The organism is Buttiauxella noackiae (assembly GCF_000737905.1).
GTDB classification, from domain to species: domain Bacteria; phylum Pseudomonadota; class Gammaproteobacteria; order Enterobacterales; family Enterobacteriaceae; genus Buttiauxella; species Buttiauxella noackiae.
Genome location: NZ_JPRU01000003.1, coordinates 147,924 through 162,448, shown reverse-complemented (window position 1 = coordinate 162,448; position 14,525 = coordinate 147,924). Strand labels below are relative to the sequence as shown.

16 protein-coding genes are annotated in these 14,525 nt (G+C 50.9%); 10 read left to right on the top strand and 6 right to left on the bottom strand.

Annotated features, from left to right (window positions below):
* Window positions 1-77: 77 nt before the first annotated feature.
* The 5 genes from mtlD (at window position 78) to IX31_RS16605 (ending at window position 3,074) form a co-directional block, all read left to right on the top strand.
* Window positions 78-1,226, top strand: a complete 1,149-nt coding sequence (gene mtlD / locus IX31_RS16625) for a mannitol-1-phosphate 5-dehydrogenase (protein ID WP_034460443.1) — start codon at window positions 78-80, stop codon at window positions 1,224-1,226.
* 51 nt (window positions 1,227-1,277) lie between these two features.
* Entirely contained in the window at window positions 1,278-1,817 is a 540-nt protein-coding gene (gene mtlR / locus IX31_RS16620; RefSeq protein ID WP_034460441.1) for a mannitol operon repressor MtlR, read from the top strand.
* 83 nt (window positions 1,818-1,900) lie between these two features.
* Window positions 1,901-2,263: a YibL family ribosome-associated protein gene (locus IX31_RS16615; RefSeq protein ID WP_034460439.1), complete on the top strand. Its 363-nt coding sequence runs from the start codon at window positions 1,901-1,903 to the stop codon at window positions 2,261-2,263.
* Window positions 2,264-2,517: 254 nt separating this feature from the next.
* Window positions 2,518-2,772, top strand: coding sequence for a type II toxin-antitoxin system Phd/YefM family antitoxin (locus tag IX31_RS16610; protein ID WP_034460437.1), 255 nt, complete (start codon window positions 2,518-2,520; stop codon window positions 2,770-2,772).
* Entirely contained in the window at window positions 2,772-3,074 is a 303-nt protein-coding gene (locus IX31_RS16605) for a type II toxin-antitoxin system RelE/ParE family toxin (protein WP_034460435.1), read from the top strand. Before IX31_RS16610 ends, IX31_RS16605 begins: the two co-directional genes overlap by 1 nt.
* Before the next feature lie 31 nt (window positions 3,075-3,105).
* On the opposite strand, the gene ghrB is transcribed toward IX31_RS16605, so the two are convergent.
* The 5 genes from ghrB to IX31_RS16580 all read right to left on the bottom strand — a co-directional run bounded on the left by ghrB (window position 3,106) and on the right by IX31_RS16580 (window position 8,315).
* The gene (ghrB, locus tag IX31_RS16600) at window positions 3,106-4,080 is read right to left on the bottom strand and encodes a glyoxylate/hydroxypyruvate reductase GhrB (protein WP_034460433.1); all 975 of its coding nucleotides are present in this window, start codon (window positions 4,078-4,080) and stop codon (window positions 3,106-3,108) included.
* Between the two features lie 61 nt (window positions 4,081-4,141).
* On the bottom strand, window positions 4,142-5,425 hold the full coding sequence (locus tag IX31_RS16595) for an MFS transporter (RefSeq protein WP_034460431.1): 1,284 nt from the start codon (window positions 5,423-5,425) through the stop codon (window positions 4,142-4,144).
* Between the two features lie 68 nt (window positions 5,426-5,493).
* Window positions 5,494-6,432, bottom strand: coding sequence for a sugar kinase (locus IX31_RS16590; protein ID WP_034460429.1), 939 nt, complete (start codon window positions 6,430-6,432; stop codon window positions 5,494-5,496).
* A gap of 3 nt (window positions 6,433-6,435) precedes the next feature.
* Entirely contained in the window at window positions 6,436-7,185 is a 750-nt protein-coding gene (locus IX31_RS16585; protein WP_034460427.1) for a sugar phosphate isomerase/epimerase family protein, read from the bottom strand.
* 110 nt (window positions 7,186-7,295) lie between these two features.
* Window positions 7,296-8,315: a LacI family DNA-binding transcriptional regulator gene (locus IX31_RS16580; protein WP_034460426.1), complete on the bottom strand. Its 1,020-nt coding sequence runs from the start codon at window positions 8,313-8,315 to the stop codon at window positions 7,296-7,298.
* A gap of 177 nt (window positions 8,316-8,492) precedes the next feature.
* Here IX31_RS16580 and IX31_RS16575 point away from each other — a divergent pair, with 177 nt between their 5' ends.
* Together IX31_RS16575 and IX31_RS16570 are read left to right on the top strand one after the other, a co-directional pair.
* Window positions 8,493-9,035, top strand: coding sequence for an isochorismatase family protein (locus tag IX31_RS16575; RefSeq protein WP_034460425.1), 543 nt, complete (start codon window positions 8,493-8,495; stop codon window positions 9,033-9,035).
* Entirely contained in the window at window positions 9,032-9,949 is a 918-nt protein-coding gene (locus IX31_RS16570; protein ID WP_034460424.1) for a GlxA family transcriptional regulator, read from the top strand. Before IX31_RS16575 ends, IX31_RS16570 begins: the two co-directional genes overlap by 4 nt.
* On the opposite strand, the gene IX31_RS16565 is transcribed toward IX31_RS16570, so the two are convergent.
* The gene (locus tag IX31_RS16565; RefSeq protein ID WP_034460422.1) at window positions 9,946-10,941 is read right to left on the bottom strand and encodes an acyltransferase; all 996 of its coding nucleotides are present in this window, start codon (window positions 10,939-10,941) and stop codon (window positions 9,946-9,948) included. The genes IX31_RS16570 and IX31_RS16565 overlap by 4 nt on opposite strands.
* Window positions 10,942-11,084: 143 nt before the next feature.
* Here IX31_RS16565 and IX31_RS16560 point away from each other — a divergent pair, with 143 nt between their 5' ends.
* The 3 genes from IX31_RS16560 to glyS all read left to right on the top strand — a co-directional run bounded on the left by IX31_RS16560 (window position 11,085) and on the right by glyS (window position 14,495).
* A complete protein-coding gene (locus tag IX31_RS16560; protein WP_034460737.1) occupies window positions 11,085-11,396 on the top strand; it encodes a YsaB family lipoprotein in 312 nt (103 codons plus the stop codon).
* A 108-nt stretch (window positions 11,397-11,504) separates the two neighbouring features.
* Window positions 11,505-12,416 carry a glycine--tRNA ligase subunit alpha gene (gene glyQ / locus IX31_RS16555; RefSeq protein ID WP_034460421.1) on the top strand — a complete coding sequence of 304 codons (912 nt, stop codon included), beginning with the start codon at window positions 11,505-11,507 and terminating at the stop codon, window positions 12,414-12,416.
* 9 nt (window positions 12,417-12,425) lie between these two features.
* A complete protein-coding gene (glyS, locus tag IX31_RS16550) occupies window positions 12,426-14,495 on the top strand; it encodes a glycine--tRNA ligase subunit beta (RefSeq protein WP_034460419.1) in 2,070 nt (689 codons plus the stop codon).
* Window positions 14,496-14,525: the final 30 nt, after the last annotated feature.

Genomic DNA, 14,525 nt, shown 5'->3' with positions numbered 1-14,525 from the left:
CTGGTGAGGGTGGTCAATACCACAAACCTCCTCACCCGAACCCTCTCGGGTAATTCAAATTTAAGAAGGTGAACGACATGAAAGCATTACATTTTGGTGCAGGTAATATCGGACGTGGCTTTATCGGAAAATTGCTGGCAGATGCCGGTATTCAACTGACCTTTGCCGATGTGAACCAGACTGTGCTGGACGCACTGAATGCGCGCCATAGCTACCAGGTTCACGTTGTTGGCGAGCAAAAGCAAATCGACACCGTTTCCAATGTTAATGCCGTTAGCAGTATTGGCGATGAAGTGATTACCCTGATTGCCGATGTAGATCTGGTGACCACGGCAGTCGGACCGGTAGTGCTTGAACGCATTGCACCAGCCGTAGCGAAAGGTCTGGTTCTGCGTCGTACCAACGGTAATGAGAAACCGCTGAACATCATCGCTTGCGAGAATATGGTGCGTGGCACCAGCCAGCTTAAAGCTCATGTGATGAAGGCGCTTTCAGAAGATGATCAAGCGTGGGTTGAGCAGCACGTTGGCTTTGTTGATTCCGCTGTTGACCGTATTGTTCCACCGTCAGAATCTGCCACTAACGATCCGCTTGAAGTCACGGTTGAAACATTCAGCGAATGGATTGTTGATAAAACCCAGTTCAAAGGTGATCTCCCGAACATTCCTGGTATGGAACTTACTGATAATCTGATGGCGTTTGTTGAGCGCAAACTCTTCACGCTGAATACCGGGCATGCTATAACCGCATACCTTGGCCAACTGGCCGGTCATCAGACCATTCGCGACGCCATTCTGGATGAAAAAGTCCGCGCTGTAGTGAAAGGGGCAATGGACGAAAGTGGTGCGGTGCTGATCAAGCGTTATGGTTTTGATGCAGACAAGCACGCAGCCTACATCCAGAAAATCCTTGGTCGTTTCGAGAACCCGTACCTGAAAGATGATGTGGAGCGCGTAGGCCGCCAGCCGCTGCGTAAATTAAGTGCGGGTGACCGTCTGATTAAGCCATTGCTTGGCACCATTGAATACGGTTTGCCACACCAGAACCTGGTGGAAGGTATTGCCGCAGCGATGCATTACCGCAGTGCAGAAGATCCGCAAGCTCAGGAGCTGGAAAAACTGCTGGCAGAAAAAGGCCCACAGGCCACTCTCGCAGAAATTTCTGGCCTTGATGCCAATAGCGACGTGGTAGCTCAGGCGGTGAAGGCGTTTGACGCCAAAGCTTAAAGAGAAGAGAGCGGGTGCAGTGGATGCTGCACCCAATAGAAAATTTTAGTGATGCAGGCAAAGATGGAAGAAACCCAGGCCTTTGAAAACCGTGTGCTTGAGCGTCTCAATGCCGGCAAAACCGTACGCAGCCTGCTGATTGCCGCGGTCGAACTTCTCACCGAAGCGGTTAATATCCTGGTGCTTCAGGTCTTCCGTAAAGACGACTATGCGGTGAAATATGCGGTTGAACCCTTGTTGGATGGTGACGGGCCATTAGGGGATCTCTCCGTGCGTCTTAAACTTATCTACGGGCTTGGCGTGCTCAATCGCGCGGAGTACGAAGATTGCGAATTGCTGATGGCCCTGCGTGAAGAGTTAAATCACGACGGTAATGAATATAATTTTACCGATGATGAGATGCTTGGCCCATTCGGTGAGCTGCACTGTGTTTCTGCTCTACCGCCGACACCAAAGTTTGTAGATGGCAGCGATCCTGAGCTGTTTGCCATGCAAAAACAGCGCTACCAGCAAATAGTTCGTTCCACGATGGTGCTCTCTTTAACTGAGCTGATCTCACGGATCAGCTTAAAAAAAGCCTTCCAGAAGTAATCACAAATAAAGTCCCTTTTCGCCCTCTCACGCCGAATGGTGTATCCTTGCCAGCAATGAAAGTTATTCACGGTTAATTAAAAATGAAAGAAATCGAAAAAGCAGAAATCAAACGTCTTAGCGATCGTCTCGATGCTATCCGTCATGAGATGCCAGAACTGCATCTGATCAATGACGCTGAAAAGTATGCTGAGATGGAAAAAGAGAAAGCGAAGCTGGAAATCGAAATCGTGCGCCTGCAAGCGGTGCGCAACCAGAAGCTGAGCAAAGAAGCACAAAAATTGATGGCACTGCCGTACAAACGTCCAATCACCAAGAAAGAACAGGCTGACATGGGCAAGCTGAAGAAAGCGGTACGTGGCCTGATTATCGTGCATCCAATGACGGCGTTAGGCCGCGAAATGGATCTTGAAGAAATGACCGGTTTTTCAAAGACTGATTTCTAAGTTAACACTCGATTTTGAGAAGGGATGATCCGTTAAGGTTCATCCCTTTTATTTTGTTTAAATTCCTCTTTTGCGAAGCTTGTTCATAACTTATTCCCTCACTATTGGATTCAATTCTCACAATATCTATTCTCTGGCTCTTGTGTATGAACTGGCCGACACCAAGTAACAAAACTCGCTCCTGTTCACTATGTAGTTTAAAATAGGTATAAATCGAACGATTTATACCTATTTAATCGAAATGAGGGTGAGGCATGATCAGTTTTACAGCCAACCAGGCAAAAACTCAGTTTGGGGAAATGATTGCTAAAGCGCAGCGTGAACCAGTGAGCATCACCAAAAATGGCAAACCTTCTGTTGTCGTGATGTCCATTGCCGATTACAACGCTATCGAAGAGCTCAAGTTACAGAACCTGCGCGATAAGCTTGCACGTTCCGTTGCTCAGATTAAAACAGGCAATATCTGTGATGGTGACGACGCGTTTGATGAGTTACTGAAGGATCTCTAATGGCTGGATATAAGCTGACGGAAGATGCGCGAGAGGATTTGCGCGAGCTAAAGGGATTTTCATTGAAGCAATTTGGGGATCTTATTACCCGTGAATATCTGGTTGGCATGCGAGTTACGCTACAGCATTTGGCAAAAATGCCGGGGATGGGAATGGATGAATCTGACGACTTATTTCCGGGTGTATGGAGCTTTCCCTATATGAGTCATATGCTCTATTACCAAAAAGCCGAAGCAGGGATTGTCGTTATCGGTATCATTCATCAGAGTCGAATGCCGGAGCTGTTGTTAAAAAGACGATAAGCCAGCAGTTTTCCCACTGGCTTTTTAGTTTCTACTTCAATACCTGCGGGTTCACGCAGTTCTCTTTCACTTTACCACTGAGCGCAGCAATCAAATTATCTACAGCGCAAGCCGCCATGTTATAGCGAGTTTCGTGTGTTGCGGAACCGATATGTGGCAGGGCGACAACGTTCGGTAGGCTAAGTAGCGGCGAGTCAATTGGCAGCGGTTCTTGCTCAAATACATCCAGACCGGCCGCGTGAATTTTGCCGTCTATCAATGCCTGAATCAGCGCCTTTTCGTCAATCACTGGGCCACGTCCTGCGTTGATCAAAATTGCGGAAGGCTTCATTTTTGCCAGTTGCTCAGCACCAATCAGATGATAGGTTTCATCGGTCAATGGCAGAGAAATACAGACGAAGTCAGATTCGGCCAGCAGCGTATCGAGGTCGCAATAGCGAGCGTTGAAGCGCTCTTCTGCTTCCTGATGGTGTCGGCGAGCGTTATACAGGATCGGCATGTTAAAACCGAAGTGAGCACGTTGTGCCAGTGCAAGGCCAATGCGGCCCATACCCAGAATACCCAGCGTTTTGTGGTGTACGTCGATGCCAAACCAGTCCGGCCCGATACTGCTTTGCCACTCACCAATTTTCACACGCTCTGCCACTTCCACCGCACGTCGAGCTGTAGCCAGCACTAATGTCATCATGGTGTCTGCAACGGTTTCAGTCAGCACAGTTGGTGTATGCATCAGCGCGATACCGCGTGAAGTCAGCGCATCCACATCAAAATTGTCATAGCCAACAGAAACCGTTGAGGCGGCACGCAACTTTGGAGTGTGTTCCAGAAACGCTTTATCGACTTTCTCGCTAGAGCCAAGAATCCCTTCCGCATTGGCAAAAAACTGCGCATTTTGCTTGAGCGTATCAGGGCTTAAGTTGTCCAGTTGAGTGACGGTAAAGTGATTTTCAAGGCGGGTCAGCAGGTCGTCAGGTAGCTTTTTGTAGAGGATGACGGACGGCTTCATGGCGTTCTCCGTTAAACAGTTAAATACAGACCTGGCGGTGTAACGACCGCCAGGCTTGAGATTAGGCGTGGTGTGCTGCCACCGGAATTTGTTGGTTTCTCGCCGGTTTCACTATCAGAGTTAGCCACACAGAAGCAAGCAATGCTACCCCCATAAAAATGTAGGAAGCAGACGGGCTGCCCGTTGCGCCGTTGAGGTAGCCAACAAACCAGGAGCCAACAAATGAGCCGAGCGCACCCATGCTATTAATTAATGCCATCGCGCCACCGGCGACGTTTCTTGGCAGCATTTCCGGGATAATCGCGAAGAATGGGCCATACGGTGCATACATTGCGGCACCTGCAATTACCAGCAAGGTGTAGGAAACCCAGAAGTGATCAGCGCCAACCAGCCATGAGCCAAGGAATGCCAGTGCGCCAATCAGCAGCAGTGGCCAGACAAACAGCTTACGGTTCTGCATTTTGTCGGAAGCCCAGGAAACCACAATCATGGCAATTGTTGCCGCAAGATATGGCACTGAAGATAGCCAACCGACTTCAACCATTCCCATTCCTGCGGCACCTGCGTTACGGATGATCGATGGCAACCACAGCACGAAGCCATATACCCCAATGCTCCAGCAGAAATATTGCATGCAAAGCAGCACAACATTACGTGAACGGAAGGCTTCGCTGTAATTACGTACCGCTTTAATTCCTTCTTGTTCCTTCTCAAGTTGCGCCTGCAACGCCGCTTTTTCAGCATCAGATAACCAGCCAACCTGGGTCGGTTTATCTTTTACCAGCACCCACCAGGCGAATGCCCAGATGACCGCCGGAATACCTTCAAAGATAAACATTTCGCGCCAGCCGAATGCCTGAATCAGGTAGCCGGAAACGACAGACATCCAAAGTACCGTCACCGGATTACCCAGGATTAAGAATGTATTGGCCCGCGAACGTTCAGATTTAGTAAACCAGTTGCTGATGTAAATCAGCATCGCTGGCATCACGGCGGCTTCAACTACGCCGAGGATAAAACGAATCGCCGCCAGCGCTGGAATGTTGCTGACCATCCCGGTCAATGAGGCGCAGGCACCCCACAGAATCAGGCAGACAAAGATCAGTTTGCGCACGCTGCGGCGTTCGGCGTACATCGCTCCGGGGATCTGGAAGAAGAAATAGCCGAGGAAGAATAGTGCTCCCAACAGTGACGAAATCCCTTTAGTGATACCGAGGTCTTCGTTAATGCCTGCGGCGGACGCGAAACTAAAGTTGGCACGATCAAGGTACGCCAGGCTGTAGGTGATAAACACGATTGGCATGATGTACCACCAACGTTTTGGCGCAATTGTATTGGTTTTCATAGGCTAGCCTCTATGTTGAGGAGAGACGCATCATGCCGAGTGTAGGGCACAGCAGATGCAATCTTAGTTCATTCGCCAAGCGCTGCTCGGGTGGGTAACCCTTCGCTATCGCCGATGACTTGTATCGCCAGTGAGCCGATTTTGTTACCGCGGCTAACAGCTTGTGGTAAGGATTTTCCTTCGAGCAGGGCGCTTATCACCCCTACGGCAAAGCCGTCGCCAGCACCAACGGTGTCGACAACATTCTCGACCTTCACCGCATTTACTGCGCCTTTCTCGCCAGTAGCAGTTTTAAACCACGCTCCGTCAGCACCGGTTTTCAGTACTACCGTTTTCACGCCGTGGTCGAGATAGAAATCCGCAATGGCTTCCGGAGTTTTGTGCCCAGTCAGGATTGCACCTTCGCTCAGGCCTGGTAGCACCCAATCGGCCTGGAAAGCGAGTTTATTCAACTGCTTCACCATTTCCGCTTCGCTTTGCCACAATACCGGGCGCAGATTCGGGTCGAACGAAATTGTTTTGCCTTTTTCTTTCATCACTTTGGATGCGTGAATGAGCAGTTCTAATGAGCTGGCAGAAAGCGCTGCCGCCACGCCACTCAAATGCAGATGGCGTGCCGAACAAAAGTACTCTTCGTTGAAATCCGCAACTGACAGGTGACTGGCTGCCGAGCCTTTACGGAAATACTCCACAATGGGATCGGTTCCATTTTCTGCTTTAGATTTAAGCTGAAAGCCTGTAGCAAAACGCTCGTCAGTCGTCACACCCCGGCTGTCGATATTCTCTTTCGCCAGTTGTTGCAGCACGTAGCGGCCAAAAGAGTCATTGCCTACGCGGCTAACCCAGCCCACTTTCAGGCCAAGACGCGAAAGACCAGTTGCAACGTTCAACTCTGCCCCTGCGACACGTTTAACAAATTGCTCTGCGGCTGCTAAATCGCCGCTTTGGCTGGAGACAAACATGGCCATCGCTTCACCGATGGTAATGACATCAAGTTGTGTCGGCATCGCTTACTCCTCGCGTAATAAGTTGACGTAATGGCGGGTGACAGCCGTCAGGTCACGGCCTTCAAGCGGAAATTCGATTCCACGCGGCGCATCGGCTGGCAGGTTTTTGAGTAATTCGAGCCAGCGCGGTTCGGCATCATCAAGCGCAATGGCCCGATAGTGGTAATGGTGTGGCACGGCAGCTTTGACGTGGATATAACTGACTGAAGGTGCCAGCACGCGTGCGGCGGCCTCTGGAGATTCATCGACCCATAGCCAGTTCGCCATATCAAAAGTGAGCGTCACTGGAAGGTTTAGCACCTTGCAGGCGGCCTGAAAGCGTTGCATTGGAGCGAGTTTGCCGCTGCTGGTCTGGTCATTTTCTACCACCAAAGCCACGTCGCTTTGCGCCAGCCACTGCTGTAAAGCCGGGAACTGCTGGCTGCCGCGAAAATGGCCGAGCGAAAGTTTCAGCCAGCTTGCGTTTAGTTGGTGGGCTTCAAGCAGCAAAGAAGGTATGAGCGGATTCAGTTTGCCGTCTTCAACAAACAGCGGTTCTGGGGCTGAGTAACAGGCCAGCAGATTATGTTCAGCGATTTGCTGCGCCAGTTCTGACAGAGCATCAAGCTGAGTGCGGCTAAATAATTCGCGGCGGATTTCCACGCCGTCAGCGCCGGCATTGGCGATAATCGGCAGCAGTGCGTGTTGGCCTCCCAGCGCTGCGATACGGTCATGCCCGTAAGCGGCAGTGACGACAATAATTTTTCTCGGCATTAAATTCTCCGGCCAATCTCATCTAACTAATATAACTATTACGCTAGATGGAACCGGTTCCAAAGAAAAGCCAGCAGTGTCTAATTTATGATCGCTATCACGAACATTGATTAACGGGTGGTGGAACCGCGAACGATTAATTCGCCAGAAAAGACCTGTTCATAAACGGTGTCACTACCGTCTTCAATGCGCTTTACGACTTGTTCGAGAGCAGCGTAACCTATCTGCCAGGTTGGCTGTTTAAGTGTCGTGATACCAACACCGGCAAGCTCCGCCCATTCGAGTTCATCAAACCCTAGTAGGCCAATGTCGGAACCCCAGTGCAGGCCGATACGTCGCAGGGAGCGGGCCACCTGAAGTGTGAGTGCACCGTTTGCCGAAATCACAGCTTTACGCATTCCCCGATGGCCGGAATGGAACTGGCGCAGTGTGTTATCCATCAAATCGGCTTCGTGCAAAGGCACTTCTGCATTTTCGGCGACAATGCCAGGAAAGCGTTTGAGGGTGGAGTGGAAAGCATTGAGGCGCTCGCGGCGGGTGTTCACCGTGCCGAGAGGTTCGCTGAGGAACAGAATGGCTTCAAATCCTTGTTCGACAAGGTGTTCGGTTGCAGTGGTTGCAGCCTGAGTATTATCCAGCCCAACCACGTCACAGGCAAAATCCGGGATTTTTCGGTCAATCAGCACCATCGGTAGGGCTGATTGTTGCAGGCGATTTAACCCTTCTTCGCGCATACCTACCGCATTAACCACGATGCCTTCCACCTGATAGCTATGCAGCAAATCCAGGTAATGTAACTCCTGATCGACTTCGTTATTGGTGTTACAGACTAGCGGCGTAAAGCCTTTTTCACGGCACGCAGCTTCTATGCCACTTAGAACATCGACAGAGTAGGGGTTAGTGATATCGGCGATGATCAGGCCAATTAAGCGTGTGCGCCCACGTTTAAGGCCGCGAGCCATCTGACTTGGACGGTAATCGAGTTCAGCGATGGCGGTTTCGATACGCAAACGCAGGTCATCGGACAGCACGTTTTGCTCACCGTTAAGATAGCGGGAAACACTGGTTTTTCCGGTCTTTGCCGCTTTCGCGACATCGCTTATCGTTGGGCGTGCTGCCTTGCTGATCATGGTTTTCTCCAGGAGGTTTCAGGCTGGAGAGTAACACATTTTGCAGCTGAATCTGGCGGTGTGCATGGATAAACAAAAGATTGTCCCAATTCACCCTCACTATGTCCGTTTTTGGTATTAGCAACTAAGCTAACCCTTGTCACAATGGGTTTACACCCAGTGATAAGGAGTCCGAAAATGTCCCGTTCTGCTCTGCTTAATATCGACACGCAGCAATCTTTTTTCCATCGTGAATACTGGCAAGAAGATGACTTTCCGGCATTTCAACAAGCCATTTCACAGCTGATCTCTGGTTGCCAGGATTTGAAAATACCGGTGGTGGATATCTTCCATGTTGACGATGAGGGCCCGTTCTCGCTGGCTTCCGGCTATGTAAAAGCAATGCCTTTCTTGCAACATCATGCTGATGTGGCGTTCCAGAAACACGTGCACAACGCATTTACCGATACCGGGCTCGATCTTTGGCTGCGTCAACGCGACATTAACCACCTGATTATCTGCGGGATTCGTACCGAGCAATGTTGCGAAACCACCACGCGGGTGGCGTCCGATTTGGGTTATCGCGTTTCATTTGTTAGCGAAGCGATGCTCACCTTCCCGATGAGCTGGAAAGGGGTTACGCTGGATACGCAAACTCTATGTCATCGCACAGAAACAGTGCTGGCAGGGCGTTTTGCGCAAATCCAAACCGTTGCAGAGTGCCTGGAGTCTTTATCGTGAGTATTGGGGTCTGGTTCGTTGTGTTGCCTGGTGTTTTGTCTCTTGACCTGAGCGGCCCTGCGGAAACGCTGAAGCTTGCAGGCGACGCTTTTCATCTGCATTTCATCGGCCCGGACCCACAAGTGACTACCTCAATTGGGCTCAATTTTTCCGGTATCGAACCGCTGCCGGAAAGTTTCCCTACAGGCAGTTTGCTGGTCTTGCCGGGTGTTTGCGATTCAAATCGCTATTTTGATACGCCACAAGCCGAAGCGGTGCGCCGTTGGCTGACACGCCTGCAACCGCAAATTCATAGCCAGCAACTCAATTTAATGTGCGTCTGTTCCGGCTCGCTGCTGGCGGCGAAAGCGGGGCTGATGAATGGTGTGCAATGCACCACGCATCACGATGTGCTGGCGAGATTACGAGCGGCAGCACCTGGGGCGCAGGTGAAAGAAAATCGTATTTTTGTCGAAGACCGAAGCATCTGGACCAGTGCCGGAATTACCTCCGGGATTGATCTCTCGTTGCATCTGATTAACCGCTATTGCGGCCCGAAAGCAGCACTGGATGTGGCGCGTGAAATGGTGGTGTGGTTTCGCCGTTCGGGCGACGACCCGCAGTTATCGCCTTGGCTGCGCTATCGCAACCACATTCATCCGGCAGTGCATCGTGCACAGGATTTGTTGTCAGCCGCACCGGAATCGGCGTGGGATGTGCAGGAAATTGCCAACAAAGTTCACGTTAGTTCGCGCCATTTATCACGGCTTTTTCAACAGCATTTGGGGATTTCAGTACGGGATTATCTGGAGCAATTACGCCTGGCAGTCGCTGAACAGCGCTTATTGCAGGGGCAACGGATGGAGCAGGCGGCTATCGCGGCGGGTTTTTCTTCTCCCCGCCAGTTGCATCGCGCCCGTGCCAGGAACGCTTAACTCACCCATTTTCGCGTATCCAACCGCTGTAATCCCATGGAAAGCAGCAAACTGCCGGCGAGGGTTGCGCCGAAAATCCACAAAATATCGAGAACTGGCGAGCTGGTTAACTGGTAACCGTGAGTACGCAAGAAGTGAATAATTAACGCATGGAAGCCGTAAATCCCTAGCGAATGCTGCGAAATTAAAGCTAAACCTGGCAACGGCCTGTTATTAAGGCAATTTTTTACCACCACCAATAAACTGATCGCGGCGATAAATACCAGCGGCCCGCAATAGACATAAAAAGTATCGGCAAAATTACCGTTCACTTCTAATTGGTGGCGCGTGCCAGTGGAAATCGAAAAGATACACAACGCAAACAAGCCCGCAGCCAGCCCGCTAATCCAGCGCTTATCCGTTTCCAGCATGCCAATTGCTCGGCCTAGTAAGCCATACAGCACGTAATAAAACGTGTCGCCGCGAATATATAAATTAATCGGCAGCCATTTCACACCACCAAGCGTCTGCGGCACGGTATTTGGATTGGCGATGACGCCGAGCAAAACCATCAGCCCGAGAATCACCATCGCATTAACCTTTTTCACCTGAATCAACGGTGAAAGCAGGTATATCACCATGATCGCAAAGAAGAACCACAGGTGGTAGAACACCGGTTTTTGCAGGATGTAACGTAGGGAAAGCCCAGCGTTGATGGGGGTGAACAACTTGATGTAAATAAGCGCAATCACGCTATAAAACAGCAGACATGTGACGATGCGCAAAAAGTGGCGCTGCTGCGCGCTGCGCTCACCAAAAAACAGATAACCTGAAATCATGAAAAACAGTGGAACGCTGACGCGAGAAGCTGAATTGAGTACGTTCGACAAATCCCAACTAAATGGCGTGACAATATTTGCGTTGGTGATGTACCAGGTGGTGGTGTGGATCATGACCACCATCAGGCACGCAATCCCGCGTAAATTATCAATCCAGTTAATTTTCTGCTGCATTCGTTCCTCTGGTGTTTTAAGCGGGTATTAATCTGAGTTTGCGTAAGCACCCTTGTAAGGCGTCATGCGGGTTTGCAGAATGCTCAATACCTGTTAATTATTGAATAACAGAAAAGATTTTAACTTACAGATAACGAATGATGATGCCAAAAATAAAAAATAGCCGCTGGGCTCTCGTTTTTTGCGTTCTGTTATTGAGCGCTTGCACTACACCAGAGCAACAACCGCAATATGCGCAAGTCGCACAAAAGCCTGTTGTTGAGGGTGATGTGATGATTGAAACTTGTCGGCAGGAAGCTGCATATCGTTATAACACCCGCGAACAACAGATTAGCGTTGTCGATTTTAAGCAGTACCAGGGTAGTTATGAGATTCAAGGCAGCACTGTTCGCCGGGAAGGGTTTACCTGCTCATTCGACGAAAGTGGTCAATTCTTACACCTTTCGACGACATAAAGCCGCAACACAAGGCAAACGCACGTGGATTGAGGCTGTATATCTTGCACTCAACAGGTATACTGGCCGCTTCCCTTTTTAACCCTCTCGAACGCGTGCGAAATCAACATGCAAAAGTTTGATACCAAGACCTTTCAAGGCCTGATCCTGACTTTACAGGACTACTGGGCGCGCCAGGGCTGCACCATTGTTCAACCTTTGGACATGGAAGTCGGCGCCGGCACCTCTCACCCAATGACCTGCCTACGGGCTTTAGGGCCAGAGCCGATGGCGACTGCATATGTGCAGCCATCTCGCCGTCCTACCGATGGCCGTTACGGTGAAAACCCGAACCGCTTACAGCACTACTATCAGTTCCAGGTGGTGATCAAGCCTTCTCCTGACAACATTCAGGAGCTGTACCTTGGGTCGCTTAAAGAGCTGGGTATGGACCCAACGATTCATGACATTCGCTTCGTAGAAGACAACTGGGAAAACCCAACGCTGGGTGCCTGGGGTCTGGGCTGGGAAGTGTGGCTCAACGGTATGGAAGTCACTCAGTTCACTTACTTCCAGCAAGTTGGTGGCCTGGAGTGCAAACCGGTTACCGGTGAAATCACCTACGGTTTAGAGCGCCTGGCAATGTACATCCAGGGCGTAGACAGCGTTTACGATCTGGTCTGGAGCGACGGCCCGCTGGGTAAAACCACTTATGGCGACGTGTTCCACCAGAACGAAGTTGAGCAATCAACTTACAACTTCGAACACGCCGATGTGGACTTCCTGTTCTCCTGCTTCGAGCAGTATGAGAAAGAAGCGCAGCACCTGCTGGCGCTGGAAAACCCACTGCCGTTGCCTGCTTACGAACGCATTCTGAAAGCTGCGCACAGCTTTAACCTGCTTGATGCCCGTAAGGCCATCTCGGTTACCGAGCGCCAGCGCTACATTCTGCGTATTCGTACTCTGACGAAAGCCGTGGCCGAAGCCTATTACGCTTCTCGTGAAGCGCTTGGCTTCCCGATGTGCAATAAGAACAAATAAGAGGCTGCCATGTCTGAAAAAACTTTCCTGGTGGAGATTGGCACTGAAGAGCTGCCACCAAAAGCCCTGCGCAGCCTGGCGGAATCCTTTGCTGCAAACGTTACTGCGGAACTGGATGCGGCGAACTTCGCTCACGGCGAAGTAAAATGGTTTGCAGCGCCACGCCGTCTGGCACTGAAAATTTCTAATCTGGCGGAATCTCAGCCTGACCGTGAAGTTGAAAAACGTGGCCCGGCTATCTCTGCGGCATTTGATGCAGAAGGCAAACCAAGCAAAGCAGCTGAAGGCTGGGCTCGTGGTTGTGGCATCACCGTTGATCAAGCTGAACGTCTGGCGACCGACAAAGGCGAATGGTTGCTGTACCGTGCGCACGTTAAAGGCGAAAGCGCGCAAGCCCTTCTGCCTGCAATGATTGCCACCGCGCTGACCAAATTGCCGATTCCAAAACTGATGCGTTGGGGCGATAACAACACCCAATTCGTGCGTCCGGTTCACACTGTGACCCTGTTGTTGGGCGACGAAGTTATTCCTGCAACAATCCTGGGCATTGCCTCCGATCGTGTTATTCGTGGTCACCGTTTTATGGGCGAGCCGGAATTCAGCATCGACAATGCCGATCAGTACCCAGAAATCCTGCTTGAACGTGGCAAAGTTATTGCCGACTACGAGCAGCGTAAAGCGGTTATCAAAGCAGGCGCTGAAGAAGCGGCGCGCAAAATTGGCGGTAACGCTGATTTGAGCGAAAGCCTGCTGGAAGAAGTGACTTCTCTGGTGGAATGGCCGGTTGTTCTGACCGCGAAATTCGAAGAGAAATTCCTTGCCGTTCCTGCGGAAGCGCTGGTTCACACCATGAAAGGTGACCAGAAGTACTTCCCGGTTTACGCAAACGACGGCAAATTGCTGCCAAACTTTATCTTTGTTGCCAACATCGAATCGAAAGACCCGATTCAGATTATCTCTGGTAACGAGAAAGTTGTGCGTCCACGCCTGGCAGATGCCGAGTTCTTCTTCAACAGCGACCGTAAAAAGCGTCTCGAAGACAACTTGCCGCGTCTGGAAACTGTTCTGTTTCAACAACAGCTCGGTACGCTGCGCGACAAAACTAACCGTATTGAAGCGCTTTCTGGCTGGATCGCGGGTCAAATTGGCGCTGATGTAAACCACGCAACTCGCGCCGGTTTGCTGTCTAAATGCGACCTGATGACCAACATGGTGTTCGAGTTCACCGACACTCAGGGCGTGATGGGCATGCACTATGCGCGTCACGACGGCGAAGCAGAAGATGTAGCTGTTGCGCTTAACGAGCAGTACCAGCCGCGCTTTGCGGGTGATGAACTGCCGTCTAACCTGGTGGCATGCGCCGTGGCTATCGCCGATAAAATGGATACCCTCGCGGGCATCTTCGGCATTGGCCAGCACCCTAAAGGCGACAAAGACCCGTTTGCTCTGCGCCGTGCAGCGCTCGGTGTTCTGCGTATTATCGTTGAGAAAAACCTGCCTCTGGATCTGCAAACTCTGACCGAAGAGGCCGTGTGCCTTTACGGCGATAAGCTGACTAACCAGAAGGTTGTCGACGAAGTCATCGACTTTATGCTGGGCCGTTTCCGCGCCTGGTATCAGGAAGAAGGCCACAGCGTGGATACCATCCAGGCCGTGCTGGCTCGTCGTCCGACCAAACCGGCAGATTTCGATGCGCGCATGAAAGCGGTGTCCCACTTCCGTACGCTTGAATCTTCATCTGCACTGGCAGCTGCGAATAAGCGTGTTTCCAACATTCTGGCGAAGTCAGACGAGACGCTGAACGACCACGTTCACGCATCCGTTTTGAAAGAAGCCGAAGAGATTCGCCTCGCGACTAACCTGGTTGTGCTGCGCGACAAACTGGAACCATTCTTCGCTGAAGGTCGTTACCAGGAAGCACTGGAAGAATTAGCCAACCTGCGCGAGCCGGTTGATGCGTTCTTCGACAAAGTGATGGTGAATGCAGAAGACAAAGATCTGCGTATCAACCGCCTGACGCTGCTGTCCAAACTGCGTGAACTGTTCTTGAAGGTTGCAGATATCTCTCTGCTTCAATAAGTACTCTGCCGTTTTAAAGAACCCGCTTCG